The sequence below is a fragment of the Microbacterium aurantiacum genome (genome assembly GCF_002872075.1).
Lineage (GTDB): Bacteria > Actinomycetota > Actinomycetes > Actinomycetales > Microbacteriaceae > Microbacterium > Microbacterium aurantiacum_A.
Map to the genome: position 1 here is coordinate 92,759 of NZ_PGGU01000016.1, position 25,363 is coordinate 118,121.

The window sequence follows — 25,363 nt, forward strand, 5'->3', positions numbered from 1 at the left end:
TAGGACAGGGTGCCGGGGTCGACGCTACCGGCCGAGGGCCGTGGAGTCACGTCCGTGAGGCTCCGCGCGCCGACGACGATCGTCCCGTCGAGTGCCACCACTCACCGACGGGACGATCGCCTCGAGGCGCTGCCTCGCAGCCGCGTCTAGCGGCAGGCGGGCACCTGGTACGGCAGGGCGAGTTCGGCCGTTCCGCCCTCGGCTCCCATGATCCGCACGGTCAGCGAACCGTCGGCGACAGCGCCGTGTTTGGCGTGCTGCACGATCGCGCGCGGCTCCCCCGCGACGATTCCGGTGGACGAGCGTGTGCCGATCGACGAGATGACCTCCGCGCTGAGCGTTTCGGGATCCGCGCTGTCGACGAGCACCTTCAGCTTCACGTCACCGCCGGCACAGGTCGCCGCCGCCTCGACGTCCACGTCGTACCACGGAGCCCGGTGGGCCGTGGCGTGACCGGTGAGCGGCTCGGTGAGGCTCGAGATGTACCCGGAGTGGTCACCGGCTGTGAGGTTGTAGGTCACCAGCGCCCCGAAGCCCTCCTCGACCGTGCGCTCGGCGAACGCCGCCGCCGTCGCCTGCGGTGTGCGGGTCAGGTCGACGGCTCCCGCGGCCAGCTGCCCGGCATCCATACCCGGGATCTGCGGCACGTCCCACGAGCCGTACCAGGGATTCCACGCGTAGTCGAGCAGATCTCCGGCACGGATGCCGTCGAACTCGGTGGCCTCGGCCGCCGGTCCGATGTTGTACAGGGTGATCAGCTTGTCGTCGCCGAGACGCTGACGAAGCTCGTCGACGAGGTGGACGAACGAGCTCTCATTCGGCTGCGCCGTGCCGTTCTCGCCGTACTTCGACCATTCGTCGTCGAAGTCGATGCCGTCCAGGCCGTACTGATCGACCACCGCGGCGAGCTCGTCGGCGAAGGCGGCGGCGTCTTCTCGCGACGTGAAGTTGGCGATCCCGGCGCCCTGGTGGTTCCCGAGAACCGACAGCAGCACCTTGGTGCCACGCTGCTGCAGCGGGCGGATCTGGCTGTCGGCGTTCTCCAGAGTCTCGGTGACGCGTTCGTTCAGGTGCAGGTAGGCCGCTCCCTTCTCGGTGTCGTAGTTGATGTTGGCGGCGAAGATCACGGCGATGTCGAACGCCGGACGCAACGTGCCCTCCAGCGTGTAGTCGGCGACGTTCGACATGTCGTTGCTGTTCACCTCGACGTAGACGACACGCTTCGGGTCGTCGACCGGCGGGGTCGGTTCGACGGATGCCGTGGCGGCGGTCGCCGTCAGCGACATGCCGACGGCGGCGATGCCGAGGGCGGCTGCGGCGAGCGCCGCGCGCATCCTCCGCGGATGGGAGACGGACGGATAGGGGTGGGACTGCTTCATTCTCGTGATTCCTCTCTGCTTCGTTGCATCGTGGTGGTCTCGTGGCTCAGGCCGGTTCCGCGTTCCCGAGGTCGAACAGCTCGAGCTGCCGCAGGTCGACCGCGTCCGTCGCCCGCACTCGGAGCATCCGCGCGCTGACCGGAGCGGTGAAGGTGAACGGCGTGGTGCGGTCGGCGAGCAGCGGCTCGTGGTGCGTGGTGGTGACGACGCGCCAGCTGATGCCGTCGTCGCTGGCCTCCCACGTCAGGGCGTGCTCGGGCGTCTCCGCCGCGGCCGTGAGGGTGACGTCGGTGACCCGCCGCGGCTCGCCGAATCGCCAGCCGGCGGAGTCGCCCGGCGCGAGCGAGACGGGTGAGTCGGCGGCGTCGTCGAACAGGGCGGCGTCGCCGATCGGCGCGCCGGCGGCGGTCGTGAGGTCGGCGCGCCACGGATCGGGTGGGGCCACGGCGCGCTGCCACAGCGGGCTCGCGGCGGCCTCCTCGGCGGAGTCCGAGAATTCGAGATCGAGGACGGCGCCGTCGACGAGGGCGTCGATCTCGAGCTCAGCGCGGTCGAGCATTTCGCCGTCGAGGCGGGCGGCGACGAGATAGCGAGCATCCGGGACAGAGCGGTGCGAACGCACCCGCAGCTCGACCCCGCCCGCTCGCCGCACCACGATGTCGTCGAACAGGGGGCAGCCGATGCGGAGCATCCCCGAGGCGAGTTCGAGCGGATACAGTCCGAGCCCGGCCCACAGCCACCAGGCGCTCATCTCGCCGTTGTCCTCGTCGCCGGGGAATCCCTGGCCGATCATCGCGCCGGCGAAGAGACGACGAGCGAGACCGTGCACCTCGGCGCCCGCGCGCCACGGCTGGTCACCGAAGACGTGCATCCACGGGATGTGATGAGCCGGCTGGTTCGAGATCGCGCACATGCCGCTGCGCAGGGCGCGAGCCTCGCGCTGCTCGTGGATGACGGTGCCGTAGCTGCCGCCGAAAGCCTCGTCGCCGGTCTCCGGCTCGGCGAACAGCCGGTCGAGGTGCGCGCGCAGGCCGGCCGGACCCCCATAGAGGGCCGCGAGGCCATGGCCGTCGTGCACAGCGCTCACCGACATGCCCCAGCCATTCGTCTCGACGTTGTCGCCGCCCCAGACGCGTGGATCGAACGCCCCCTGACCGAATGCCCCGTCGGCATCCCGGCCGCGGAAGAAGCCGTGCTCGGGATCGAACAGCATCCGGTACGACCGCGCCCGGTTCTCGAAGTACCGGGCATACGCCCGATACCGGGCCGCGCGCATCCGTCGAGCGGCGCTCCCGTCGCGAATCGTCCCGCTTTCCGCGCCGAATACCGGGACATCTTGCGACGGGAGCGAATCGAGGCCGTCGGCGAGGCGTGTGGCGAGGCGGGCGATCGCGGCATCGCTGATGGCGTTCTCCAGGCTCCAGCTCATCCCCTCGGGGATCTCCCGTTCGATGTACCCGCGGAAGCGGCCTCGGGCGATGCCCTTGCGTCCCCAGCGGGAGTCCGCGCTCGGCTCGCACGCGTCGCGCCAGGCGCTCTCGAAGGCCTCACCCGCGTCGAACCGTGCGCCCCAGCGCTCGCCGTCGGCGAAGATCTGGTCGCTCGACGTGCCGACCATCGAGTCGACGTAGCCGGGTGCGCTCCAACGCGGCATCCACCCGCCCGTTCGCCATTGCTGCAGCAGACCGTCGAGCATCCGGCCGGTGTGCTCTGGGTCGAGCATCGCGAGTGTCGGCCAGCATGTGCGGTACGTGTCCCAATAGCCGTTGTTGACGAACAGCTCTCCCTCGCGGACCGGGGCGCCGGTCTCGTCGTCGCCGTGCGGACCGGCCGCGACCATCGGATCGGCGAATTGGCGCACCAGAGCGCCACCGTCGTCGACATCCTCCGACGCCCTGTTCGGGTAGAGGTGCAGGCGATAGAGGGCGCTCGCGAGTCGGGCGCGGTCCTCGGCGTCGGCGAGGGCGCGATGTCTCGCGTCGTCGCCCCCCGGTGCCGACGCCGGCGGCAGCGACACCGCCCCGAGCAGGTCATCCCACTGCATCCGCAGCGCGTCGCGGAGATCGTCGAACGACGTCTCCGCGCCGAGTTCTCGGTGGAGCGTCCGACGGGCCTGCTCCAGGGAGAGGAACGACAGCGCCACCCGCACCTCGAGCACGCCGGTCCCGGCGACGTATCCGGCCACCTTCCCGCGACCCGCGTCGTGCAGCGATCCGGATCCGGCCACACCGCCGAGCGCATATCCCGCGAAGTACGTGCGCGGGGCGTTGCCCCAGTCCGCAGGGCCTTCCGCGATCCAGCCCTCGAAAGCCGCCCCGCCGTCGTGGAACCGCAGCGCTCCATCGTCGGTGAGCTGATCGATGATGAACCCGACATTCGCGTCCGGCCCGGCCTTGATCCGGAAGGCACCGCCGTGGTCCGTCGCTGTCACCTCGAGACGGGATCCATCGACGAGATCCGCCGCGTATTCGTGCGGCCGCGCACGCTCGGTGCCCCGCACGATCCAGTGCCGGCGGGCCGTTCGATCGGATGCCGCCTGACCGGTGAAGGGCATGAGCTGCAGCACCCCGCGATCACCGATCCACGGGCTCGGCTGATGCGAGAACTGCACGGCTTCGAGCCGGCGACCGGCCGGATCGTCGTGCACGAACGGGCGGTACGGCCACCGGGAGTCCGCGGCATCCGTCGCGGGCGTGACGAAGCAGAACCCGTGCGGGACGGCGACCGCCGGGATGGTGTTGCCCCGGGAGAACCGCGAACCGGAGTGGCTGCCGCGGCGGGTGTCCACACGATCGGCCGGACTCTCGCCGGCCGCCGCCGGCGCACGCTCGGCGACGACCTCGACGAAGCCGTTCGCCTCGGCCGAGCGGCGCACCGCGACGTCGTCGGTGCCGAGCACGACGACGACCCGTGCGCGACGCCCCGCCCACGGCGCGAGCGAGACGGTGTCGGCGTTCCACTGCTCGGGCATCGACCAGGCGGCGGCGAACTGCGACGCGGCATCCATCCCGAACCCGTATCGATCACGGGTACGCGGTTCATCCGACATCCGCGTCCCGTCGTCGAAGACGACGTCCACGGTGACGGCGAGTGCGGCGTGAGGTGCGTGCACGGCGTCGGCGCCGTCTGCGTAGAACGCCCAGTGCACAACGGTGTCGTCGTCGATCGCGATGCCGTCGAGGCCGGGCACGTCGACGTGCTGGATCCCGAGGGAGGGGTCGAACCGGTAGGCGAGCACCTGACCGCCGAGGACCCCGGATCCGGGGCGTGACGAAGGCGGGTCCGCGGGCCCATCGGCCGGGACCAGTGCCGCCGCGGTCATCCCTTGACGGCGCCCTCCTGCACGCCCTTGAAGAAGAAGCGCTGCATGATCGAGAACAGCACGATGATCGGGATGAGCGCGACCATCGTGCCGGCCGCGATCAGGCGCGGGTCCGGCGAGAAGTTGCTGTTCAGATACGCCATGCCGACGGTGAGGGTGTAATTCGCCGGGTCGGTGAGCACCATCAGCGGCCACAGGTAGTCGTCCCAGGCCCCGATGAAGGTGAAGATCGCGACGACGCTGGCCATGCCGCGCACGTTCGGCCACACGATGTGGCGGATGCGCTGCCACGTCGTGGCGCCGTCGACCGTGGCGGCATCGAGGACGTCCTTGGGGATCATCCGGCAGGCGGTCGCGATCAGCAGCACGTTCATCGCCGCGATCGCGCCGGGCAGGAACACGCCCCACAGCGTGTTCGCGAGTCCCAGCGCGTTGATCGTCAGCAGGTTGCTGGTGATCGTCACCTCGCCGGGGAGCAGCATGGTGGACAGCAGGATGCCGAGCACGATGAACTTTCCGCGGAACTTCATGCAGGCCAGCGCGTAGCCGGCGAACACCGAGAGCACCACGTTCGTGATCACGGAGCCGACCGCCACCAGCAGCGAGTGCCAGGCGTAGGTGTACACCGGGACGATGTCGGTCACCGTGCCGTAGTTCTCGATGGTCGGCTGAGCCGGGATCAGGTTCGGCGGGAACGTGTAGAGGTCTTCGCCCGGACCCTTGAACGAGGTCGAGAGCTGCCAGATGAACGGGCCGATGACGAGCAGCAGCACCCCGATCATCAGCACGTACCGGAGGATGAGTCCGGCGAGCGTCGGCTTGCTGAAGTCGCCCGATCCGTTGCGGCGGAAGCTGCGCTCCTTGCGCAGGCGCTGCGGCTCGGTACCCGGGTGTTCGGAAGCCGAGTCCTGAGTGCGTGGTTCGGTCGCGGTGCTCATGCCAGCACCTTCGCCTTCTTCTCGCGGTTCATGATCGCGATCCCGACCAGCGGGAGCAGGGTCAGCAGGAACAGCGCGACGCTGATCGCGGCGGCATAGCCCAGGTTTCCGTTCAGCCCCGAGCCCACCTGGCGGATGAGCATCACGATCGACATGTCGTATCCGCCGGGCCCGCCGGTGCCGTTCGAGAGGATGTCGAGTTCGGTGAAGACGCGCATCGCCGAGACGGCGATGAGAGCCGAGACGAGCAGCACCGCTCCGCGCACGCTGGGGATGGTGACGCTGAGGAAGCGACGGAAGCTGCTGGCGCCGTCGAGCATCGCCGCCTCGTGCAGGTCCTTGCCGACGTTCCCGAGAGCCGCGAGGTAGACGACCATGTAGTAGCCCATGCCCTTCCACACCGTGAGCAGGATGGCGCAGCCGAGCAGCCACCAGCGATCGACGAGGAACGCGATCGGCTGGTCCACGACGCCCATCCATTCGAGCGCCTGGTTGATCACGCCGCGACTGTCGAACAGCCAGCTCCAGATGAGGGCGACCACGACGGCCGAGGCGATGACGGGGAAGTAGTACGTCGTCCGGAACAGGGCGATGCCCGGCACGTTCTTCTCGACCAGCAGCGCCAGCATCAGCGGCAGCACGGTGAGCAGCGGCACGCACACGACCACGTAGATGAGGCACGTGATCATGGCGTAGCCGAACTGCTCGTCCGACAGGAGCCGCTCGTACTGGGCGAAACCGACGGGCTCGACGGGCCGCAGGGGCCTGGCGTCGGTGAAGCTCAGCACCACCGTGTTGAGGAATGGCCACAACGAGAACACCAGCACCCAGATGAGGGCGGGAGCCACGAGCAGCCATGGTGTGAACCGTCTGTGCGATCTCATACTCCGCCTCCTGCGGGTGCTGGTGTTCTCGAGGGATGGTCGATCAGCGAGTGCCGAACGGCCTACTGGTCGATGCGGTTCTCGTTCGCGTGGTCCACGATCTTGTCGAGCGCCTCCTGGGCACTGATGTCGCCGCGGATCGCGAGCGCCATCTGCTGGTTGAGGTAGTCGGTCATCGCGCCGGTCCACTGGAAGGGCGTGGCCTTGGCGTCGCCGAGAGCCGCGAACATGACCTCCATGGCCTGAGCCTGGGCCGGGTCGACCGAATCGGCGACCGCGGCGGCGACCTCTTCTGTCCCTTCGGCCGTGCCGGGGGCGAAGCCGGTGGCGATCTGCACGAAGGCGACCTGGTTCTCCTCGTTGGTGGCGAACTCGGCGAAGGCCAGTGCCGCCTCCTTGTTCTTCGAATCGGCCGAGACGTTGAGGCCCTGGACGAACAGCGGCGGGACACCCGGACGCGGCGTCGCGATGGTGTGCTCGAGAAGAGTCGGGGCCTTGGTGCGCAGGTCGCCGGCGAAGCCGGAGCCTCCGGTGGAGTAGGCGACCTTGCCCTGCAGGAACATCTCGGCGTTGCCCGAGTAGGTTCCGGTCAGCGCCTCCGGCGGCATGGCGCCCGCGGCGTACGCGTCGGCGTACTTCTGCACGATCTCGGCGGCCTCGTCGGTGTTGAAGACGAACGTGCCGCCCTCGTCCATGACGTCCAGGCCGGCGGCGATGAAGGTGTCCAGCCCCGGCATCGACGACACCAGCTGCACCTTGCCGCCCGATTCCGTGGCGACCTGCTTGCTGAGATCGAGCCATCCGTCGATGTCGGCCGGGAGGTTCTCCTCCGTGACGCCGTACGCCTGCAGCGGTTCCATGTTCCACCAGGAGAGGTCGCTGCCGAGATACCACGGCAGACCGTAGCTTCCCTCGACGCCGCTGAACTTGCTGTAGGCCTCCCAGGCGCCGGCGTTGTACTTCTCCTCGAGCGCGGGATCCGCGACCGCGAGGTCGAGGAGCTTGCCCGCCTTCACGAGCGGGAAGGCGATGTCCGGGGGCAGGTTCAGGACGTCGGGGAGCGTGTTCGAGTTCGCCTGGCTGAGGATCTTGTCCTGGTAGCCGTCGCCGGGCTGGTCGATCCACTCCACGGTGACCTCGGGGTTCTCCGCCTCGAAGGCGTCGATGAGGTCCTCGAAGTACGGGGTGAACTTCTCGTTCTTCAGTGACCAGGTCTGGAACTGGATGGTGCCGGACAGTTCGCCGGATGTGTCGACCGGCCCGCTGGCGCCGGTCGTTCCACCCGTGCCTCCGGTGCAGGCGGACAGTGCGAGTGCAGCCGAGACGGTGATGCCGACGGCGAGCGTCTTTCTGATCGTCATGGACGTTTCTCCTTCGAAGTGGCCCAAGGGTGCCGCTCACGAGCCGGGTGGCATCCCTTTACTAAAACGATATAGTATCTGAACTATGCCACACGGTCGCCACCTTGTCCAGCCTCCGGCGGCGCCCCGGAAAGGATCGCGATGACCGAGTCGATCGCCCCCCTGCGCTTCGGCGCCAACTACACGCCGCGCTCCCAGTGGATGCATGCGTGGATGTCGCTGGACCTCGACGAGGTGCGACGCGACTTCGCCGCCCTCGCCGATCTCGGCCTCGACCACGTGCGGATCTTCCCGCTGTGGACGGTGCTTCAGCCCAACCGCACGCTGATCCGCGCCGAGGCCGTCGACGATGTCCGCGCCGTGGTCGACGTCGCCGCCGAGTTCGGACTCGACGCGAGCGTCGACGTCATCCAGGGCCACCTGTCGAGCTTCGACTTCATCCCGTCGTGGCTGTTCACCTGGCACGACAAGAACATGTTCACGCACCCGGACGCGCTCAGCGGCCAGGTCGCGCTCGTCGAGCGGCTGGGCGAGCGGCTCGGCGGCGCCGGCAACTTCCTGGGCTTCACGCTGGGCAACGAGACGAATCAGTTCTCCGCATCCACCCACCCTTCCCCCTGGCCGGTCACCGAGGCCGAGGCGGCGAACTGGATCACCACCCTGCTGGATGCCGCGCAGAGGGCCGCCCCCGCGCAGCAGCACGTGCACAGCGAGTACGACGCCGCCTGGTACATGGACGGTCACGGCTTCACCCCGGCGCTCGCCACTCGCCTGGGCGCGATGAGCACCGTGCACTCGTGGATCTTCAACGGCACCGCGCAGAAGTACGGGGGCCGGTCCGTGGCATCCGATCGCCATGCGGAGTACATGATCGAACTGGCGCGCGGCTTCGCCACCGATCCGGATCGCCCGATCTGGCTGCAGGAGGTCGGCGCGCCGTCGAACTGCCTGACGCCGGAGGAGACTCCGGACTTCCTCGAGGCGACCGTGCGCTCGGCCGCCCGGACCGAGAACCTCTGGGGCGTCACCTGGTGGTGCTCGCACGACGTGAGCCGCTCGCTGGCCGATTTTCCCGAGCTCGAGTACACCCTGGGGCTCGTCGATCAGGATGGCGTCGCGAAGCCCATCGGGCGCCGCTTCGCCGAACTCATCCCCGAGCTGCGCCAGCGGCAGGCGGCTCCGGAACGCTCGCTCGGCATCGTCGTCGAGGTCGACGACGATGAGATTCCGCTCAGCCGGGGAGCGATGAGCCCCGGCGGCTCGATCTTCCAGGCCTGGGTGGATGCCTGCGAGGCCGGTGTCGATGCCGCGTTCGTGACGTCGGTGGATGCCGCCAGGCCCGAGGTGCTCACCGCGCGGGGCATCACCGAACTCGTGCGTCCGGCGCTCCGCGGGGACGAGTACACCTCTCAGAACACCGTCGTCTGACCGGTGCTTCTTGGCGGATCAGCGCGGCGCGGCCGTGCTCTCGCGCACCGTGAGACCGGGCAACGGCCCGACGCGATCGGGCAGGATCTCGACCGAGTCGATCTGCTCGAGCAGGAAGTCCGCGGCATCCGCACCCAGCCCGAAAGTGTCACGCGTGATGCACGTGATCGACGGATGCACGAGACCCGCGACGACCGAATCGTCGAACGACGCGATGGAGAGATCGCCCGGCACGGAGACCCGCATCTCCTGGGCGACGCGGAGGCCCGCGATCGCCATGACGTCGTTGTCGAAGACCACCGCGGACGGGCGCTCGCGGCGGCTGAGCAGTCGTCGCATGGCGTTCGCCGCCTCGCTGGGCGAGAAGTCAGTGGCGATCACCTCTCCGGTCACGCCGCGATCCTTCTGCCCGACGAGCACCTCGGTGCGCATCCGCGTGTGCTGGAACTCGGCGGGACCCGCGACGTAGACGATCGAACGATGCCCGAGCGCCGCCAGGTAGTCGAAGAGGGCATGCGCGACCTGACTGTCATCGAGCCAGATCGTGGCCGGATGCGCGTCGTCCGAGGCATGACTGCCGATGACGACGGCCGGAAGGTCGAGATCGCGCAGCACGGTGAGACGCGGGTCGTCATCGCGCGGGTCGATCACGATCACACCGTCGACCTGATTGGCGCTGCGCCAGCGACGGTAGGTCGCCACCTCCTCCTCGAGTGAGGCGACGAGCACCATCTGCATCGCGATGCGATTCGTGGCGAGGGCCGACTGCACGCCGGCGATGAGGTCGGTGAAGAAGGCCTCGGCGCCGAGCGTCCCCGCCGAGCGGTTCACGGCGAAGCCGATGACCCCGGCGCGGGAACCGACCAGCGCGCGGGCCGCCGAGCTCGGCAGCCACTGATGCTGCTCCGCGATCTCTAGAATGCGCTGCCGCGTCTGCTCACTGACCCCCGGGCGGCCGTTCAAGGCGAAGGACACCGCACCGGGCGAGACCCCGGCGAGCCGCGCGATGTCGGTGATGGTGACGCGCTTCGCCTTGGACATGCCCCAACTGTAGCGATTCAGGCCTGTTCCGGAGCCGGCCGTCGCTCGTCAGATCGTCACGTCGCCGACGAGGTTCACCGTGATGCCCATGCCGGCGAACATCGCCGCCTTGGCGATGAGCGCCTTGTCGGCGGTCTCGGCGTCGGGCGCGTAGACGAGCTGCGCGTGGTTCGCCTTGTGCCGTGCCATGAACTGGTCACGCGAGACGCCGTGCAGCACGACGTGCGCGATCGGCCACTCCGGGTTCGTCGCGTCCTTGCGGCGCTGCGTCTCCTCGGCCGGCAGCTCGACGACCGATGCGCGGAAGATGTCGGCCTGCAGGATGCCGTCGGCGATGAACACCCGTGACAGCACGATCTCGCCGGGCTTGGACACGCCGTTGATGGTGGCCCCTCCCGCCGGGAAGAACACGTGGCCCTGACGCCACCCCTCCGCCTGGTCCCATCCGCCGAGGTGCGAGGCCGGCACGGACCCTGAGATCTCGTACACCCAGACGAACTGCCCGTCGAAGTCCTCGCCCCAGCGCACGTCGTGCAGTGTGTTGTCCGGCACGAGACCCATCGCGCGCCACACCCGGTCGGTGACGAGCGCGTCGACCGCGACGCCCTCGTCGGCCTCGTTGAAGTGCGGGAACGCCCGGCCCTCGTGCAGCACCCGCGATCCGTCGCGCGAGGTGACCGGAGGACGCTCGGTGGTGTTGAGGATGCCTTCGGCGAGGTCGGACGCAGGCACGAGGTCCTTCAGGCCCTGCTGGTACTGGATGCCGACGGCGTCGAGCCCGAAGTCGTCGGCGATGCGGAGGGCAGCGATGTACATCTTCAGCTGCCACTGCACCTGCTCGCGGGTGAGCTCGGTGGCGGCATTCTCCCCGTACTTGAAGGTCATGCCCCGCCCGATCAGCCAGTCGTAGGCGGCGTCGGCCTCCTCCTCGGTGACCGTGAGCATCTCGGCGTACAGGGCCGACTGCGAGAGGCGCTCCTTGTAGATGCCGGTCTTGTTCAGCAGCTCGTCGTCGAAGATGGCGTTGTACATGCCCATGCAGCCTTCGTCGAAGACGCCGATGATGGCCTTCTCCTCGACCAGTTGGGCGGCGAGGGCCTCACCGAGCTGCTTCTCGGGGCTCTCCGGCAACTCCGGCAGCGCGCGCACGTGCGAGCCGTCGTGGGTGATGGCACCGGTCTCGGTCCACTCGCGGATGCCGTTCTTGAACCAGTCGTCCGTGAAGTCGACCGACCAGATCGAGGCGTACGGCTTGCCCATCTTCGTCAGGCCGGCGTTCAGTCCGAGGAGGCCGACGAGCCCGGGCCAGTCCCCGGCGAAGTTCGCGACCGTGAGGATCGGCCCCCGGTGCGTGCGCAGACCTGCGAGCACATGATGGGAGTACTGCCAGACGGCCTCGGCGACGATGAGCGGAGCATCCGCCGGGATGTTCTTGAACACCTCGAGGCCCATGCGCTGGCTCGAGATGAAGCCGTGCCCCGTCTCGGGGTCGACGCCGTTGGCCCGGATGACCGACCAGCCGAGTTCTTCGAAGACGCCGGTGACGCCCGCCTCAAGCTCGACCTGCACCGGCCAGCCGCCGGTGTTCGCGGCCTCGCGGAGGTCGCCGGACGCGATGAGGTAGGCCGTCTTGGACACCGCCGCGGGGCGGGATGCCGGGGTGGGCAGGGTGTATGTGGTCATGATGCCTCCGGTGTTGTGGTCTGGATGAGCCGGGTGACGAGTTTCTCGCCGGCCAGGAGTCGGACGCCGCGCGCGATGCTCTCGCCGCGCAGCTGAAGGTCGTCGACGGTGAGGGTGCCTCCGTCGACGTGGAGGACGAGGGCATCGTCATCGATCTCGACGCGCCCCCAGCCGGTGCCCGTGGTGAACAGGAGATTCTGAGGCGTGCGATCGGCGGGGTCGAACGCGAGCACGCCGGCCGGAGCGTCCCACTGCGCACCGCTGGCACCGAGCAGCAGCGCCCAGGAGGCCAGCGATCGGGCGTAGTGATTGCCGCACTCGATCTCGTTCCAGGGACTGCGGTGCGTGCCGTCGTAGCGCGCCCGCAGCGAGCGCTCGATGCGGAGCGCGTCGTCCACGCGGCCGGCGAAGAGGAGGGAAGCCGCGACCTGGTGCTCGACGCCGGTCCACACCTCGTCCGAGTAGACGAAGGGGATCGCCGGGCGACCTCCGCGCGGCCAGGAGGCCAGCAGCAACCCGCCCTCGTCGTTCAGCGCGTATACCCGCTGCGTGCTCTCGTGGGCGGACAGGTCGTCGCGGTGGTTGTGGGTGGCGATCGCACCGAGCGCCGAGTCGACGTGCGCCTTGGGCAGCACGTATCCGAGGCCGTTCACGAAGGCGTGGAACTGACCCAGCAGTTGATCCGACAGCACGCCGTCCCCGTACTGATAGCGGTGCGCGTCCGGGTCGTCGATGACCTGGCGGTAGTACTCGCCGTTCCAGAGGGTCTCGTCCATCGCCGCGGCGACGTGATCCGCCCTCGCGTTCCACGCGTTCGCACGCTCGGTCTCGCCGAGATGACCGGCCATGCGGGCGCCGGCGCGGAGGGCCGCGAGGTAGATCCCGTTGGCGAGCGGTTCGGCCCCGTGGAACTCGATGTCGTACGTGTTGTGCATCTCACCGTCGAGCAGGCCGTCGCCGTCGCGATCCCATTCGCGGATCGCGTAGTCCAGGGTGCGGGATGCCGCCGGCCACAGCTCGCGCAGGAAGTCGTCGTCGCCGGCGAACCGCCATTCGCGGTGCAGGCGCAGCAGCGTGCCGAGCTGACCGTCGACCGCTGGGCCCATGAACCAGCTGGGACCGCCGAAGACGCGGTTGCCGCGGAACTTCTGGGCTCCGGCTTCGTCGGTCTCCAGCAGATACTCCGCACGGCGAGCGCTGCGCTCCAGCGACGGGAACAGCCAGGCGAGTGTCTGAGCGTAGGACCAGACGTGCGTGCACGTGCCCTCGCAGGATCCGCCGTGGTCGAAGGATCCCTCCCACGCGGCGAAGACGGGCCCCTCGCCGAGTTCCTGGTTCGGCGTTTCCACGACGAAACACGTCGTGGAGCGGGCCGCGGCGATGTTCGCACCGATCGCATCGGCGAGCACCGGGTCGAGGCTTCCACCGTAGAGCGCCTCGACGAAGGCATCCGTGTTGCCCTCGAGCGCCGGCAGATTCGCGTGCAGATGAGCGGCGGCCGACCAGGCATCCGGCCAGAGTGTCGCGTAGTGATTCTTGACGGTCTCGTCGCCGTGCGGGTCGTCGAAGACGATGTGGCCGTGCCAACCGCGGCGCCGGTTCGGGAAGCTCCAGGCCAGCACGAACTCGAAGTCGCGACTCTCGCCCGCGGCGAGCGTGTGCACGATGCCGAGCGAGCCGGTGCGGATGCGCGGCAGCTTCGCCAGCATCTCCTCTTCGGAGAGCGGTGCGGCATCCGGGTCCGCATCGAGCTCGGCGAACAGCCCGCGCGGGCGATCCTCCAGCGTGAGCCGCGGTTCGGCCTGCAGCAGTCCGTCATCGGTCAGGTCGTTCCAGAACAGCCGTGCGCCGTCGGGCCAGTAGCTCGTCACCCACTGCGGTTTTGCGGTGGTGGCGGCATCCGTCGTGGTCAGGCTCAGCGTGCCGTAGCCGGGATCGTCCTCGGGCAGCTCGATGTCGAAGTCGAGGCCGCGCACGCCTGCGTCGTCGCGCCAGCGGACGGTCTGCGTCGCCCGCATCCCCCAGGGCGCGCCGGGCCCCGGCGTGCCGCGACCGGCCGTGTGCGAGACGCTGCCGACGACGGTCACGGCGACCGGTGCGTCTCCGGGGTTGGTCACCCGGTACCGCAGCACGGCAGCGGGGATGCCGGAGGCGTCGGCGTCCAGCGGCACGAATGGAGTGAAGGCGTGCAGCGTCACCTCGACCGGCAGCTTCTCATCGGCGAAGTCGACATCGACGACGGGATACTCGCCGTGCAGCGTCGCCGCGTCGAGCCGCGGAAGACCTGCGAGCTGGTCGAAGGCGTACCCGGCATCCGCGTCGTGCCGGCCGGTGAGTCGCGCCTCGAGCACCCGGGTCACCGGCGCGCCGCCCTCGGGGGCGGCGTGGATGGCGAAGAAGGAGTGCGGGTTGCGCCGGCCCTTGTCCGGCAGGTTCTCGAACTCCCAGTCGCGCAGCTCGCCACGGGCGCCGATCGACACGTTGCCGGTGCCGATGCCGCCGAGCGGGAATGCGGTCGCCTGGGACGTGTGCGGGATGCCGCGGGCACGACGGATCATACGGCCTCTCCTCGTTGTGCGGCGGCGAGTTCGTGCACGACGGGCTTCGATCCCTCATAGAGGCGCACGTACCGGTCGAAGAGTGTGTCGTAGAGATCGCGGAGTCCGGCATCCGGCCTGATGGTCTGCGCGATCGGATTCCACTCGGTGATCAGCGGTTCCTCGCCCGGGTTCGCGACGGCTGTCGCTGCGAGGAAGGCGGCGCCGTAGCTCGCCCCGATCGTCGTCTCCGGTACCTCCTGCACGAGCCCGGTCACGTCCGAGACGACCTGCAGCCAGAGCTGCCCCTGGGTGCCCCCACCGACGGCGACGATCCGGCGGATGTCGGCACCGGCGGCGCGCATCGTCTCCACGTTGTGCCGTACGCCCAGGGCCGTGGCCTCGAGGGCGGCGCGGTACAGGTCTCCACGGGTGTGCTCGAGTGTGAGCCCGGCGATGACACCGCGCGCATCCGGGTCCTGGATCGGGGTGCGCTCTCCCGCGAAGTACGGCAGCAGCAGGATGCCGTTGGCCCCCGGGCCCGAATCGACCGCCTCGGCGAGGAGCTGCGGGTAGTCAGTGCCCGTCAGGTCCTTGAGCCAGGCGGTGAGTGCGCCCGAGGTCGAGAGGCCTCCCGCGAGATTGCGCGTGCCCGCGAAGGCGCCGGCGGTCGTCCACATCGACGGCGTGCGCAGCGTCTCCTCGCCCGTCGCGACGGCGCTGGTGAACACCATGAACATCGTCGTGCCGTACATCAGCATGAGATCGCCGGCCTCGTGCGCACCGACGCTGACGGCCTCGGTCCATGCGTCGATCGTCCCGGTGATGACGGGGGTGCCCGCGGCGATGCCGGTGATGGCGGATGCCGCGTCCGTGACCTCGCCGGCGATATCTCCCGCCCAGGCCAGAGCCGGCTCTTCGATCGTGCCTGCATACTGCTTCCACCAGGGCTCATACCAGCGCTCGTTCTCGATGTCGTAGAGCGGCGAGACCTGACTGGCGGATTGGTGGTCGAGCACATAGGCGCCGGTGAGCCTGCGGGCGAGCCAGGAAGCGGGCATGAACAGACGACGTGCGCCGGCCCAGGCATCCGGCTCCTCGTCGGCGACCCACGCGATCTTCGGCCCGCCGGCCTGCGAGGTGAGCACGCTGCCGCCGATGCGGGTGATCTCCGAGCCGCCGAGCTCTGCCGTCATCCGCTCGATCTGCGCGGCGGCGCGGGTGTCGACTCCGTAGAGGATCGCCGGTCGCACGGGCTCGTCGTCGTCATCGGCGAGGAGCACGCAGGGGCCCATGCCGCTCACGCCGACGGCGAGGATCTCCGCATCCTTCACTGCAGACAGCAGCTCGCGCGCGATCCCGACGAACTCGTCCCACCAGACCCGGCCGTCCATCTCCACCCAGCCGGTGCGCGGGCGGCTCACGTCATGCGTGCGTGTCGCGGAGGCGAGGATCGTGCCGTCAGCGGTGACGAGCACGCCCTTCGTGCTCGACGTGCCCACGTCGACACCGAGGGTGCATCGCATGGCGTCCTCCTTGAAACCAGGGCCCCGGAATCTGAAACCTGTCGCCACTGTACGCGAAATCGATTTCATGCCGCAAGGAGATGACGGTCTTTCTCCTTCGGGAGGCTCAGGCCCGGATCGCCGAGGCCGACTGCACCTCGTTGCGGAGCACGACGGTGCGTGCCGGCTGCGCATCACCGCCGATGCGCTCGAGCAGCATCTTGGCGGCCGTCACGCCCATGTGCCGCGCCGGCAGTCGCACGACCGTCACCGCGGTGGGCGACAGCGTGGTGAAGGGCAGCGAGCCGATGACGGCGACACCGACCTGCGGCGGGGTGAGACCGTGCTCGGTGAGCACCTGGATCGCGCCGACCCCGATGAGGTTGTTGCCCGCGACGACGGCGTCCGGCGGGTGAGGAAGCGCAAGCAGCTCCTCCATCGCGGCGCGGCCGCCGTCGACACGGAACGTCGCGAAACGCTCCAGCTCGGCGGGGTCGAGGTCAGGGAGTGCTGCCGCGAGAGCCGAGCGCCAGCCGGCGGCGCGTTCGGCGGCTGTGTCGATGTGCTCGGGGCCGCCGATGTAGGCGATGCGCCTGTAGCCGGCGCGAATCAGATCCTGCGTGGCCGAGGTGCCGGCGGCGCGGTTCGCCATCACGACGCCGTCGATGTCGTAGGTCGTACTGCGGTCGACGGCGACGACGGGCCGCCCGGTCGCGAGGATGCTGTCGAGCTGGGTGTGCTCGTCGGCGGTGGCGATGATGATGCCCGACATGTGCTCGGCGATCGCGATCTGCAGGTAGGTCGCCTCCTTCTCCACCTGGGCGTCGGAGTTGCAGAGCACCACGGAATAGCCGGCCTCGGAGGCGACATCCTCGACGCCACGGGCCATCTCAGTGAAGTACGGGTTCTCGATGTCGGGGATGATCAGGCCGATCACCTCGGAGCTCTGCCGTCGCAGCGTTCGAGCCGTGCGGTTCGGGGTGAAGTTCAGCCGCTTCGCGGCATCCCGGACCGCCGCGACCTTCTCCTCTGACACGCTCGTGCCGTTGAAGACCCGCGAGACGGTCGCGGGAGACACCCCGGCGAGTTCTGCGACGTCGTAGATCGTGGACATTCAAGCAATGTACCGCGCACGCCCCAGTTCTCTGGCGTTCCTGCCTGAAATCGATTACATTGGCGCCCATGACTTTCGCTTCCTCTGATCTGGCTTCCATCGCCGCGCTCCGATCGGTGCAGACACGATCGATCTCGCCCGAGAACTTCGACGGGGCCGTCGGTGGCGGCGGGCGCGCGACCGAAGGCACCGGAGCCTCCAACGCCCGCGATCTCGGTCCCGGCTGGAAGATCTCGCCCAGCGTCGACGTGAAGGCCGGCGAGACGTTCGACCTCGCGAACATCGAGGGCGCCGGCAAGATCACGCACATCTGGATCACCACGCACACCGACAATTGGCGCACCCTCCTGCTGCGTGCCTACTGGGACGGGGCCGAGGAACCGGCAGTCGAAGTGCCCTACGGGGACTTCTTCTGCAACGGCTGGGGCGTCTTCGCGCAGGTGAACTCGCAGGCGATCGCCGCGAACCCGCACGGCGGCTTCAACTCGTACTGGCCCATGCCGTTCCGCGACGGCGCCCGCCTGACCATCGAGAACACCTCGGACGTCGATGTCCGCATCTACTACCAGGTGACCTACGAGACCGGCGGCGACCACTCGAACGACGCCTACTTCCACGCCCAGTGGCGCCGCTCGAATCCGCTCGAGGGCCTCACCCCGCACGTCATCCTGGAAGGCATCGAGGGGCAGGGGCAGTACGTCGGCACCTACATCGCCTGGGGCGTGAACTCCAACGGCTGGTGGGGCGAGGGCGAGATCAAGTTCTACCTCGACGACGACACCGAGTATCCGACCATCTGCGGCACCGGCACCGAGGACTACTTCGGCGGCGCCTGGAACTTCGATATCCCCGGCCAGGGCTACACCGAGTTCTCCACTCCGTATCTCGGGATGCCGCAGGTCATCCGGCCCGACGGGCTCTACGTGAGCCAGCAGCGTTTCGGCATGTACCGCTGGCACCTGCTCGATCCGATCCACTTCCGGACCGGCATGCCGAAGGTCGACATCCAGGCCCTCGGCTGGCGCAGCGGCTGGCGCTACCTGCCGTTGCGCGACGACATCGCCTCGACCGCGCTGTTCTACCTCGACCGTCCCACCGCGCGCCGCCCGAAGACGCCGACCGCCGATGACCTGGAGGTGCACCTAGGAACCGCTCCGGTTCCCGACATCGGCGCCACGCCGCCGCGCGCCCCGCAGGACTGAGGGCGCCGGGGATGCTGTTCTCCCTTACGGGTGCGAGCGGAGCGGGCAAGTCCACGGTCCTGACGCACCTTCAAGAGGTCGGCTGGGGGACGGATCTGCGGTGCGTCGAGTTCGATTCGATCGGCGTGCCGGAGGGTGCGGACACCGCATGGCGGCATGGGGCGATCGAACACTGGGTTCGTCAGGCTCTCGCGGGGCAGGAGGACGGCGCGCACCTGCTGCTCTGCGGCCAGGTCCCGATGGGCGAGTTGCTCGCCGCGCCATCCGCTGACCAGCTGGACGGCATTGCGGTGTGTCTCCTGCACTGTTCTCCGGAGGTGCGCAGCGAGCGTTTGCTGCGCCGCGGCGAGCATCCGGACGCGATCTTTCATCACAACCGGTTCGGTGAGTGGTTCCGCGCGCACACGCTGGACCCGCAGCATGCGCCCGAGGTCATCCGCACTGACGGCGACCCGTCGATGCAGTGGTCGCGCTGGGCCGATGTGGAAGTCGGCGATCCGCGGTGGCGGGCTGAGATCATCGACACCGACACGCTCATGCCCGCGGCGGTCGCGCGAAGCGTCGAGGCATGGGTGCGTCGAGAGCTGTCCTCGCTCGACGCACCCTGACCTCGCCTCAGCTCAACCAGGCGGGAACGCGGCCCCGGAGCAGCGCCCTGTCGAGCGAGAAGCGGCCGGCTCCGATGAGCGCGAGAGCGAGAGCGGCGACGCCGAGCACGGCGACGAACTCATAGCCGCCGTTGCCGACCCAGAGGCCGGCGGACAGGTGGACGAGCACGAGGGCGACGACCATGTCGATGGCCAGCATGATGCCGACCACGCGGGTGAAGAAGCCCAGAGCCAGGAGAATGCCGCCGCCGAACTCGACGAAGGCGACGAGGGGCGCGGCGATGGCCGGCAGCGGCACACCCATCGCGGTGAAGCTCTCGATCGTGCCCGGGAGCGTGAACTCGAAGATCTTCTGTGCGCCATGCGCGGCGAAGATCGCGCCGACGACGACGCGGAGGACGAGAAGTCCCAGCGACGCGACCGGAGAGGGGGCGGAGGTGTTCGTCATGAGGAGTGGTTCCTTCGTGGCAGGACACCGCGCGCCAGGCGCGGAGCAGGGAGTTTCCCTGCTCCCACCGTAGGAATCTCACTTTTCATTCTGCTGAATAGGAGTCCTCCGACGGCCGCTCCCCGGATCAGACCAGCCCTCGCACTCGGAACTGCTCGGAGTGATAGACGCTGTTGTTCCCGGTATGCCACTGACTCACGCTGAGATGGAGGTCCGAGAGCGTCGACCCAGGGATGATGTATCCCCCGTAGAGCTGGGCGACGTGAGAAGCATCCTCCGTCCCCCACTCGGTGCCGTGCAGCAGCGTCGTCTTCGGCGCCGTGTAGAGGTTGTCGGTCGGCGTGTTCAGCACCATCGCGTCGATCCGGTAGGCGCCGGCGTTGAACCAGGTGAGGATCCACTTGCCGCCGAGCGGACGCAGGCACATCTCGCCGAATGTCCCGGGCAGGACCTCGGTGACCGGCTTGCCCCATCCCCAGGAGCCGTTCGCGAAACCCCACGGCTGGTAGGCCGAGAACGTCGTCATGTTGTTCGACGGCACCCGGTAGAGCACGATGCCCTTGTCGCGCTGGAAGCCCGTGCCGTAGATGTACACGTATCCGTCGCTGCCGAGGCCCCACGTGATGCACTGGAACTTGCCGCCGGCCATGTCGGCGGGGAACTGCAGTCCGGTGTGCTGCCAGGTCGCGCCGTTGTCGTCGGACTTCCAGAGCTCGGTCCACCGCACGGCTCCGAAGTGCGGGCCGTTGACGATCGCGTGCAGGTACATCCGCGATCCGATCGTGATGACGTCGGACGGAATGACGGTCGTGAAGTACGCGTCGTGCGGGTAGTACCAGAGCTGCGGCGCGGTGCCCTGCGTGTTCGCGCCGGCACCGCCGCAGCCGTTGAACGTGACGCCCGAGACGAGGTCGGTCGTCGATGAGTAGAGCGCCACCGGCGAGCGCCAGTTCGCGCCGCCGACATGGTCGGCCCAGGTGTCGCCGAAGACGAACAGCATCCGCCCGTCCGGTGTTCGCGCGGGGATGCCGAGATCGGTCACCCCGACTCCGTACTGCGACGGGCCCTGCGTCCCCGCGAGCACCTTGATGCGATCCACGGTGAGCGGTGCCGCGAACGCCGGGGCGGCACCGGCCGTCGACGCGACGAGTCCCGCGCCGAGAGCGACCGCGCCCCGCAGGACGTTCCTTCGAGTGATCTCCATCGATCTCTCCGTTTCTGTGTCGGTTACTTCAGGCCTGCCATCTTGATGTTGCCGATGATCTGCCGCTGGAAGATCAGGAACAGGATGATCACCGGGGCGGCTGCGAGCACCGAGCCGGCCATCAGCAGGCCCAGTTCCGTCGAGCGCTCCGAGCGGAATGTGGCCAGATACTGCTGCAGCACGAACCGCTCAGGCGTCGTGACGGTCAGGATCGGCCATACGTAGGAATTCCAGTACGCGAGGAACGCAGTGATGCCCATCACGACGAACGGAGGTTTCGACAACGGCAGGAAGATCCGCACGAAGATGCGCAGGCGGCCGCAACCGTCGAGCATCGCCGCCTCTTCGAGGCTCTTGGGGATGTTCAGGTAGAACTGCCGGATGAAGAACACCATCCCGGCGCTGGCGACACCGGGGATGACGAGCACTGCGAGGGTGTCGAGCATCGACAGTCTCGTCACGACGATGAAGCTCGTCAGCAGGATCGTCATGCCGGGGATGAACATCGTCGTGATGATGATCGTCCAGATGAGCCCCTTGAAGCGGAAGTCCAGCCGCGCGAACGCGTAGGCGGCGAGCGAATTGACCGCCAGGCTCAGCACGGTGAAGAGCACGGCCCCCATGAACGTCCACGCCAGAGTGCGCAGGAACGTGGGATCGGCAAGGATCTGCGCGTAGTTCTGCCAGAGCCACACCTCGGGGAAGAACTGGAACGGCGTCTGAATGACCTCGGTCTTCGCCTTGAAACCGGCGATCACCATCCAGGCGAGCGGGAAGAGCGAGGCGAGGACGAACAGCGCGCCGACGATCACCTTGCCGAGGAGGATGAGCCAGCCGCTCAGCCCGCGTGGTGCGCGCTGCGCTTTCGGGTCCTTCCCAGCCAGGACGATGCGGGTCGTCTCCTGCATGACCGCCATGTCAGTCCACCAGCCTTTCGGAGTTGACGAACTTGAAGACGATCGCGGAGACCGTGCCCAGCACGATGAAGAGCAGGAGTGCGGCGGCGATCGAGTAGCCGACGTTCACGTCGTTGCGGAAGTGGTTGAAGATGAACAGGTTCGGCAACGTGGTGGAGTCCAGCGGCCCGCCCTGCGTCATCACGAGGGGCAGCTCGAACTGCTGGATCGCGGCGACGAATCCGGTGATGAGCAGGTAGAGGAGCACATTCTTCATCTGCGGCAGCGTGATGTAGCTCGTCTTCTGCCACCAGTTGGCGCCCTCCATCGCCGCGGCCTCGTAGTACTCGGTGGGGATGTCGACCATCGCGGCGACCATGATCAGCGAGGTCAGTCCCATGCCGAGCCAGATGGCAGGCACGGCGACAGCCAGCAGCGCCCACTTCGGGTCGCCGATCCACGCGATCGGGTCGATGCCGAACACCGAGAGACCGGCATTCAGGAGACCGCCGGAGTAGTTGTAGATCACCACGAAGATGATCGAGGTGATCACCGCTGAGATGATCGTCGGAATGTAGATGCTGACCTTCAGGATGCTGGCCGCGCGACGGGACACGCTCACGACGAGGCTGGCGAATCCGAAGGCGAGAACGAGCATCGGCGGGACCGTCATCAGCACGAACATGAACCCGCGACCGATGGTCGCGGTGAACAGCGGATCCCTGAGGACGTTGGTGAAGTTGCGGAATCCGACGAACTCCGGATCCTTGTAGAAGCTCCAGTCCTGGAAGGACAGGTACATCGCGTAGATCGCCGGCCAGATCACGAAGATCCCCAGCAGCGCCACAACCGGCAGCAGGAACCAATAGGCGACCATGTTGTCGCGGTAGCGGTAGCGGTTCTGTCGTTGCCGGATGCTCCGGCGTTCTTCCCCAGTCAGACTGGTCATTCTCACCTCGTCGTGCTCGTCGCGATCTCGGGTGCATCACCGTGCGGGGTCGGGGGTCCCGGCCCCGCACGGGAGCGGCATCAGTTCTTCGGCGCCTTGTCGGGCAGGCCGTCGCGCTCGATCACTGTCTGGATCGCGGCATTCGCGGTCTTGATGGCGTCGTCCGGCGAGGCCGAGCCCTTCATCACCGACTCGAGAGCGGTGCCGACGGCCAGCGAGATGTCCCAGGGGTAGGTCGGCTCGGGGATCGCGGTCGGCGCGATGTCGTCGACGATGACGCTCGACCACGGAGCATCCGCCGCCTCATCGCTCCCGGCCACGGCATCCTGCACCGACTGGCGCACCGGAACCTTGGTGAACTGGGTGTCCACGAAGAACGGCACGAGGTTCTCCGGGTCGCCTGCGATGGCCCAGGCGAGGAACTCGCCGGCGGCCTCCGCATTCTTGCTCTTCGCATCGACGACCCACTTGAAGTTGCCGAGAGTGGTGGCCGTGCGGTCGTCGGCGCCGCGGGCAGACGGGAACGCTCCGATACCCGTCTTTCCGAGCAGGTCGGGGTAGTCCGATCCGATCTCCGACATCATCCATGAGCCGGACACCTTGAAGGCGACCTTCTGCTCGCCGAAGTCCTTGCCCTCGACGTATGCGGCCAGCGGCTGCTTGGGCATGTAGCCCTTGTCCCACAGTTCCTTGTACATCGTCATCATGTCGCGGTATCCGGCGTCGTCGATGTCCGGAGCGGTCCAGTCGGAGGACAGCGCGGTGTGCCCTGCGAAGTTGTACTGCTGACCGACCGAGGACCACGCGAAGGTGACCGCGTCCTGCGCCGGCGAGATGCAGTACTGCCCGTCCGCCAGCGTCGGCTGGATCTTGGCGCATGCGGCGAGCAGGTCATCCCATGTCGCCGGCGCCTTCCCGGAATCGACGCCGGCGGCGTCGAGCAGTTCCTTGTTCCAGAACAGCACCGTCTGCGGTTCGAGGAGCAGCGGGTAGGCGTAGTACGTGTCACCGACCGCCGAGACGGGCAGTGCTGAGTCGATGATCTCGGCGAGCGCGTCTTCGGGGACGATGCCGTTGAGCTCGTGCAGCTGCCCGGCGTTCACCGCATCCTGGATGCTGCCCGGGTGCGTATAGACGTCGGGGGCCTTGCCTGCCGCCTGCGCCGCCTTCATCTTCTGGTCCCAGGCGTCGGCCGGCACCTCGGTGTCGACGACCTTGATCTCGTCCTGGGATTCGTTGAACTTCTTCACGATGTTCTCGTACCACTCGTTCTCCACCGGGGTGAAGGTGCGGTGCCAGAACTGGACGGTGGTCTTGCCGTCTTCTCCGCCGTCGCCCCCGGCGCCCTCGCCGGGTGTGCCCGAACCGCAGGCCGCCAGCATCGATCCGACGGTCACAGCCCCCAGGGCGGCGATCGCGATGCGACGCGTTCGTGTGGTGATTCTCATGGTTCCTCCTCAGGAACAGACTCCTCAACGAGTCGTTGCTGTGTGCTCGGCTTTCGCCGAAGGACACCGGCCGTGCCAGTTCGATCCTCAGTGACCGGGTAGCGCCAGAGTAGGCGAAATCGATTTCATGCGCAAGAGATCCGTTCAGCGCACGATCATCCGGCACGGTCGAGCTCGGCGGAGAACCAGAACACGTTGTACGGGCCCCACAGCGACAGCACGAAGTGGATGCGGCGCCCGCCGTCGGTCGCGTACCGGGGGTTCAGATACGGCGAGTAGAGCCCTGGGTAGTCCACACCGGAGACGAGTTCGATCGCGTCTCCCCACGGTCCCCACGGGGTCACACCCTCTCGGATGTAGGCATTCCCGGCATCCGAGTAGGTCATGATCCAGCGCTCGAGATAGGTCGACCACATCACCGAGAGCTCGCCGATCGTGCCGCCGACGACCGTCTCGGCATCCGCCATCTCGCTGCTCCACTTCGGCGTGCCGTCCACGACTCCGGCGAAGTACGAATAGGCGGCCTGGTCCTCGACCGCCTCCTCTGTGGCGGGCACCCGCATGAGTTGCACTCCACCGAAACGACCGGCCGGGATCGACCAGAAGTACACGTAGTCCGCGCCGTCGTCGGTGACCCGCGCCGGGGCGATCTGAACGAAGTTCGAGTCACCCGGCCACTCGACGCCCTCGACGGGCGACCAGCTCTCGCCGCCGCCCCGCGAGACGATCAGCCGGGCGTGATTCGCGTCCCAGGCCCCAGGATCACCCCAGAACCGCACCGACATGTACGACACGTAGATCGTCTCGCCGATCGCGAAGCCGTAGGTCGGGATCTTCGTGACCTCGCCGCCGGCTCCGTTGGCATCGTGATCGCCCTCGATCAGGGGCGCAGCGAGCCCGATCTCATCCGTCACCCAGCTGTCGAAGTCGATGCCGTCGCTCGGGTCGTCGTCGGTGGTCCAGGCTGCGACATTCGACCTCCAGAACTCGCCCTGTCCGCCGATCGACTCGGGATCCCGCTCGCCGAAGGTGTCGCCGAAGAAGAAGAACGTCTTGTCGCCGACGTTCGTCATCGAGCCGAGGTCGGTGCCGGCGACCGACACCGCAGCGGTGTCGTTCATCGCGTCGGGGCCGGTGAGCTGCGCGATCTCGGTGAGGTTCGACACACCCTCCAGCACGAACGGCTTGTCTGGATCCGGGTCGACGGTCACGCGATCGCTTCCGCCGCTTCCGGCACAGCCGGCGAGGGCGAGTGCGAGGACGAAGAATGCCGCGATTGCTGTGCGGCGGGATGCTGTGCTGGCGGGCATGATGCTCCTCGATCGATGGCGTTCATGACCCGAACCTAGCGAAATCGATTTCAAGACACTAGGGTCTTCCGCATGCCCAGCTCACCTGATGACCCATGGCTTCCGT

Annotated in this window: 19 protein-coding genes; 3 read left to right on the forward strand and 16 right to left on the reverse strand. The window is 68.0% G+C overall.

The window, feature by feature from the left end; translation table 11 throughout:
• Window positions 1–146 precede the first annotated feature (146 nt).
• From CUR96_RS11175 to CUR96_RS11195, 5 genes are all read right to left on the reverse strand, one after another.
• Window positions 147–1,379, reverse strand: coding sequence for an endo-beta-N-acetylglucosaminidase H (locus CUR96_RS11175; RefSeq protein ID WP_219721980.1), 1,233 nt, complete (start codon window positions 1,377–1,379; stop codon window positions 147–149).
• Between the two features lie 46 nt (window positions 1,380–1,425).
• Window positions 1,426–4,701: a glycoside hydrolase domain-containing protein gene (locus tag CUR96_RS11180; protein ID WP_102193394.1), complete on the reverse strand. Its 3,276-nt coding sequence runs from the start codon at window positions 4,699–4,701 to the stop codon at window positions 1,426–1,428.
• On the reverse strand, window positions 4,698–5,639 hold the full coding sequence (locus tag CUR96_RS11185) for a carbohydrate ABC transporter permease (protein WP_102193395.1): 942 nt from the start codon (window positions 5,637–5,639) through the stop codon (window positions 4,698–4,700). Before CUR96_RS11185 ends, CUR96_RS11180 begins: the two co-directional genes overlap by 4 nt.
• Window positions 5,636–6,523, reverse strand: coding sequence for a carbohydrate ABC transporter permease (locus CUR96_RS11190; protein WP_102193396.1), 888 nt, complete (start codon window positions 6,521–6,523; stop codon window positions 5,636–5,638). The genes CUR96_RS11185 and CUR96_RS11190 overlap by 4 nt, the downstream gene beginning before the upstream one ends.
• A gap of 62 nt (window positions 6,524–6,585) precedes the next feature.
• Entirely contained in the window at window positions 6,586–7,884 is a 1,299-nt protein-coding gene (locus tag CUR96_RS11195; RefSeq protein WP_102193397.1) for an ABC transporter substrate-binding protein, read from the reverse strand.
• Between the two features lie 141 nt (window positions 7,885–8,025).
• Between CUR96_RS11195 and CUR96_RS11200 the strand changes: the two genes are divergently transcribed.
• The gene (locus CUR96_RS11200; RefSeq protein ID WP_102193398.1) at window positions 8,026–9,312 is read left to right on the forward strand and encodes a glycoside hydrolase 5 family protein; all 1,287 of its coding nucleotides are present in this window, start codon (window positions 8,026–8,028) and stop codon (window positions 9,310–9,312) included.
• Between the two features lie 18 nt (window positions 9,313–9,330).
• Here CUR96_RS11200 and CUR96_RS11205 read toward each other — a convergent pair whose 3' ends face one another.
• From CUR96_RS11205 to CUR96_RS11225, 5 genes are all read right to left on the reverse strand, one after another.
• Complete coding sequence (locus tag CUR96_RS11205) at window positions 9,331–10,353, reverse strand: LacI family DNA-binding transcriptional regulator (protein WP_102193399.1); 1,023 nt, start codon at window positions 10,351–10,353, stop codon at window positions 9,331–9,333.
• Between the two features lie 48 nt (window positions 10,354–10,401).
• Window positions 10,402–12,036 carry a fucose isomerase gene (locus CUR96_RS11210; RefSeq protein ID WP_102193400.1) on the reverse strand — a complete coding sequence of 545 codons (1,635 nt, stop codon included), beginning with the start codon at window positions 12,034–12,036 and terminating at the stop codon, window positions 10,402–10,404.
• Window positions 12,033–14,594: a GH116 family glycosyl-hydrolase gene (locus CUR96_RS11215; protein ID WP_102193401.1), complete on the reverse strand. Its 2,562-nt coding sequence runs from the start codon at window positions 14,592–14,594 to the stop codon at window positions 12,033–12,035. Before CUR96_RS11215 ends, CUR96_RS11210 begins: the two co-directional genes overlap by 4 nt.
• The gene (locus CUR96_RS11220; protein WP_102193402.1) at window positions 14,591–16,099 is read right to left on the reverse strand and encodes an FGGY-family carbohydrate kinase; all 1,509 of its coding nucleotides are present in this window, start codon (window positions 16,097–16,099) and stop codon (window positions 14,591–14,593) included. The genes CUR96_RS11215 and CUR96_RS11220 overlap by 4 nt, the downstream gene beginning before the upstream one ends.
• A 106-nt stretch (window positions 16,100–16,205) precedes the next feature.
• Window positions 16,206–17,192, reverse strand: a complete 987-nt coding sequence (locus CUR96_RS11225) for a LacI family DNA-binding transcriptional regulator (RefSeq protein ID WP_102193403.1) — start codon at window positions 17,190–17,192, stop codon at window positions 16,206–16,208.
• Window positions 17,193–17,260: 68 nt separating this feature from the next.
• Here CUR96_RS11225 and CUR96_RS11230 point away from each other — a divergent pair, with 68 nt between their 5' ends.
• Together CUR96_RS11230 and CUR96_RS11235 are read left to right on the forward strand one after the other, a co-directional pair.
• Complete coding sequence (locus CUR96_RS11230) at window positions 17,261–18,394, forward strand: glycoside hydrolase family 172 protein (RefSeq protein ID WP_102193404.1); 1,134 nt, start codon at window positions 17,261–17,263, stop codon at window positions 18,392–18,394.
• A gap of 11 nt (window positions 18,395–18,405) precedes the next feature.
• On the forward strand, window positions 18,406–19,002 hold the full coding sequence (locus tag CUR96_RS11235) for an AAA family ATPase (RefSeq protein WP_102193405.1): 597 nt from the start codon (window positions 18,406–18,408) through the stop codon (window positions 19,000–19,002).
• A gap of 7 nt (window positions 19,003–19,009) precedes the next feature.
• On the opposite strand, the gene CUR96_RS11240 is transcribed toward CUR96_RS11235, so the two are convergent.
• The 6 genes from CUR96_RS11240 to CUR96_RS11265 form a co-directional block, all read right to left on the reverse strand.
• Window positions 19,010–19,450 carry a DoxX family protein gene (locus CUR96_RS11240; protein WP_102193406.1) on the reverse strand — a complete coding sequence of 147 codons (441 nt, stop codon included), beginning with the start codon at window positions 19,448–19,450 and terminating at the stop codon, window positions 19,010–19,012.
• 127 nt (window positions 19,451–19,577) lie between these two features.
• Complete coding sequence (locus CUR96_RS11245; protein WP_102193407.1) at window positions 19,578–20,654, reverse strand: DUF4185 domain-containing protein; 1,077 nt, start codon at window positions 20,652–20,654, stop codon at window positions 19,578–19,580.
• A gap of 23 nt (window positions 20,655–20,677) precedes the next feature.
• Window positions 20,678–21,571, reverse strand: a complete 894-nt coding sequence (locus CUR96_RS11250) for a carbohydrate ABC transporter permease (protein WP_102193408.1) — start codon at window positions 21,569–21,571, stop codon at window positions 20,678–20,680.
• Window position 21,572: 1 nt separating this feature from the next.
• The gene (locus tag CUR96_RS11255; RefSeq protein ID WP_102193409.1) at window positions 21,573–22,499 is read right to left on the reverse strand and encodes a carbohydrate ABC transporter permease; all 927 of its coding nucleotides are present in this window, start codon (window positions 22,497–22,499) and stop codon (window positions 21,573–21,575) included.
• A gap of 80 nt (window positions 22,500–22,579) precedes the next feature.
• A complete protein-coding gene (locus tag CUR96_RS11260) occupies window positions 22,580–23,947 on the reverse strand; it encodes an ABC transporter substrate-binding protein (RefSeq protein ID WP_102193410.1) in 1,368 nt (455 codons plus the stop codon).
• Window positions 23,948–24,102: 155 nt separating this feature from the next.
• Window positions 24,103–25,257 carry a DUF4185 domain-containing protein gene (locus tag CUR96_RS11265; protein WP_102193411.1) on the reverse strand — a complete coding sequence of 385 codons (1,155 nt, stop codon included), beginning with the start codon at window positions 25,255–25,257 and terminating at the stop codon, window positions 24,103–24,105.
• Window positions 25,258–25,363: the final 106 nt, after the last annotated feature.

What these genes read in the sequence shown, in the direction of transcription:
- CUR96_RS11175 (WP_219721980.1), bottom strand. Translation starts at nt 1,379, where the DNA reads ATGAAGCAGTCCCACCCCTATCCGTCCGTCTCCCATCCGCGGAGGATG.
- CUR96_RS11180 (WP_102193394.1), bottom strand. Translation starts at nt 4,701, where the DNA reads ATGACCGCGGCGGCACTGGTCCCGGCCGATGGGCCCGCGGACCCGCCT.
- CUR96_RS11185 (WP_102193395.1), bottom strand. Translation starts at nt 5,639, where the DNA reads ATGAGCACCGCGACCGAACCACGCACTCAGGACTCGGCTTCCGAACAC.
- CUR96_RS11190 (WP_102193396.1), bottom strand. Translation starts at nt 6,523, where the DNA reads ATGAGATCGCACAGACGGTTCACACCATGGCTGCTCGTGGCTCCCGCC.
- CUR96_RS11195 (WP_102193397.1), bottom strand. Translation starts at nt 7,884, where the DNA reads ATGACGATCAGAAAGACGCTCGCCGTCGGCATCACCGTCTCGGCTGCA.
- CUR96_RS11200 (WP_102193398.1), top strand. Translation starts at nt 8,026, where the DNA reads ATGACCGAGTCGATCGCCCCCCTGCGCTTCGGCGCCAACTACACGCCG.
- CUR96_RS11205 (WP_102193399.1), bottom strand. Translation starts at nt 10,353, where the DNA reads ATGTCCAAGGCGAAGCGCGTCACCATCACCGACATCGCGCGGCTCGCC.
- CUR96_RS11210 (WP_102193400.1), bottom strand. Translation starts at nt 12,036, where the DNA reads ATGACCACATACACCCTGCCCACCCCGGCATCCCGCCCCGCGGCGGTG.
- CUR96_RS11215 (WP_102193401.1), bottom strand. Translation starts at nt 14,594, where the DNA reads ATGATCCGTCGTGCCCGCGGCATCCCGCACACGTCCCAGGCGACCGCA.
- CUR96_RS11220 (WP_102193402.1), bottom strand. Translation starts at nt 16,099, where the DNA reads ATGCGATGCACCCTCGGTGTCGACGTGGGCACGTCGAGCACGAAGGGC.
- CUR96_RS11225 (WP_102193403.1), bottom strand. Translation starts at nt 17,192, where the DNA reads ATGTCCACGATCTACGACGTCGCAGAACTCGCCGGGGTGTCTCCCGCG.
- CUR96_RS11230 (WP_102193404.1), top strand. Translation starts at nt 17,261, where the DNA reads ATGACTTTCGCTTCCTCTGATCTGGCTTCCATCGCCGCGCTCCGATCG.
- CUR96_RS11235 (WP_102193405.1), top strand. Translation starts at nt 18,406, where the DNA reads ATGCTGTTCTCCCTTACGGGTGCGAGCGGAGCGGGCAAGTCCACGGTC.
- CUR96_RS11240 (WP_102193406.1), bottom strand. Translation starts at nt 19,450, where the DNA reads ATGACGAACACCTCCGCCCCCTCTCCGGTCGCGTCGCTGGGACTTCTC.
- CUR96_RS11245 (WP_102193407.1), bottom strand. Translation starts at nt 20,654, where the DNA reads ATGGAGATCACTCGAAGGAACGTCCTGCGGGGCGCGGTCGCTCTCGGC.
- CUR96_RS11250 (WP_102193408.1), bottom strand. Translation starts at nt 21,571, where the DNA reads ATGGCGGTCATGCAGGAGACGACCCGCATCGTCCTGGCTGGGAAGGAC.
- CUR96_RS11255 (WP_102193409.1), bottom strand. Translation starts at nt 22,499, where the DNA reads ATGACCAGTCTGACTGGGGAAGAACGCCGGAGCATCCGGCAACGACAG.
- CUR96_RS11260 (WP_102193410.1), bottom strand. Translation starts at nt 23,947, where the DNA reads ATGAGAATCACCACACGAACGCGTCGCATCGCGATCGCCGCCCTGGGG.
- CUR96_RS11265 (WP_102193411.1), bottom strand. Translation starts at nt 25,257, where the DNA reads ATGCCCGCCAGCACAGCATCCCGCCGCACAGCAATCGCGGCATTCTTC.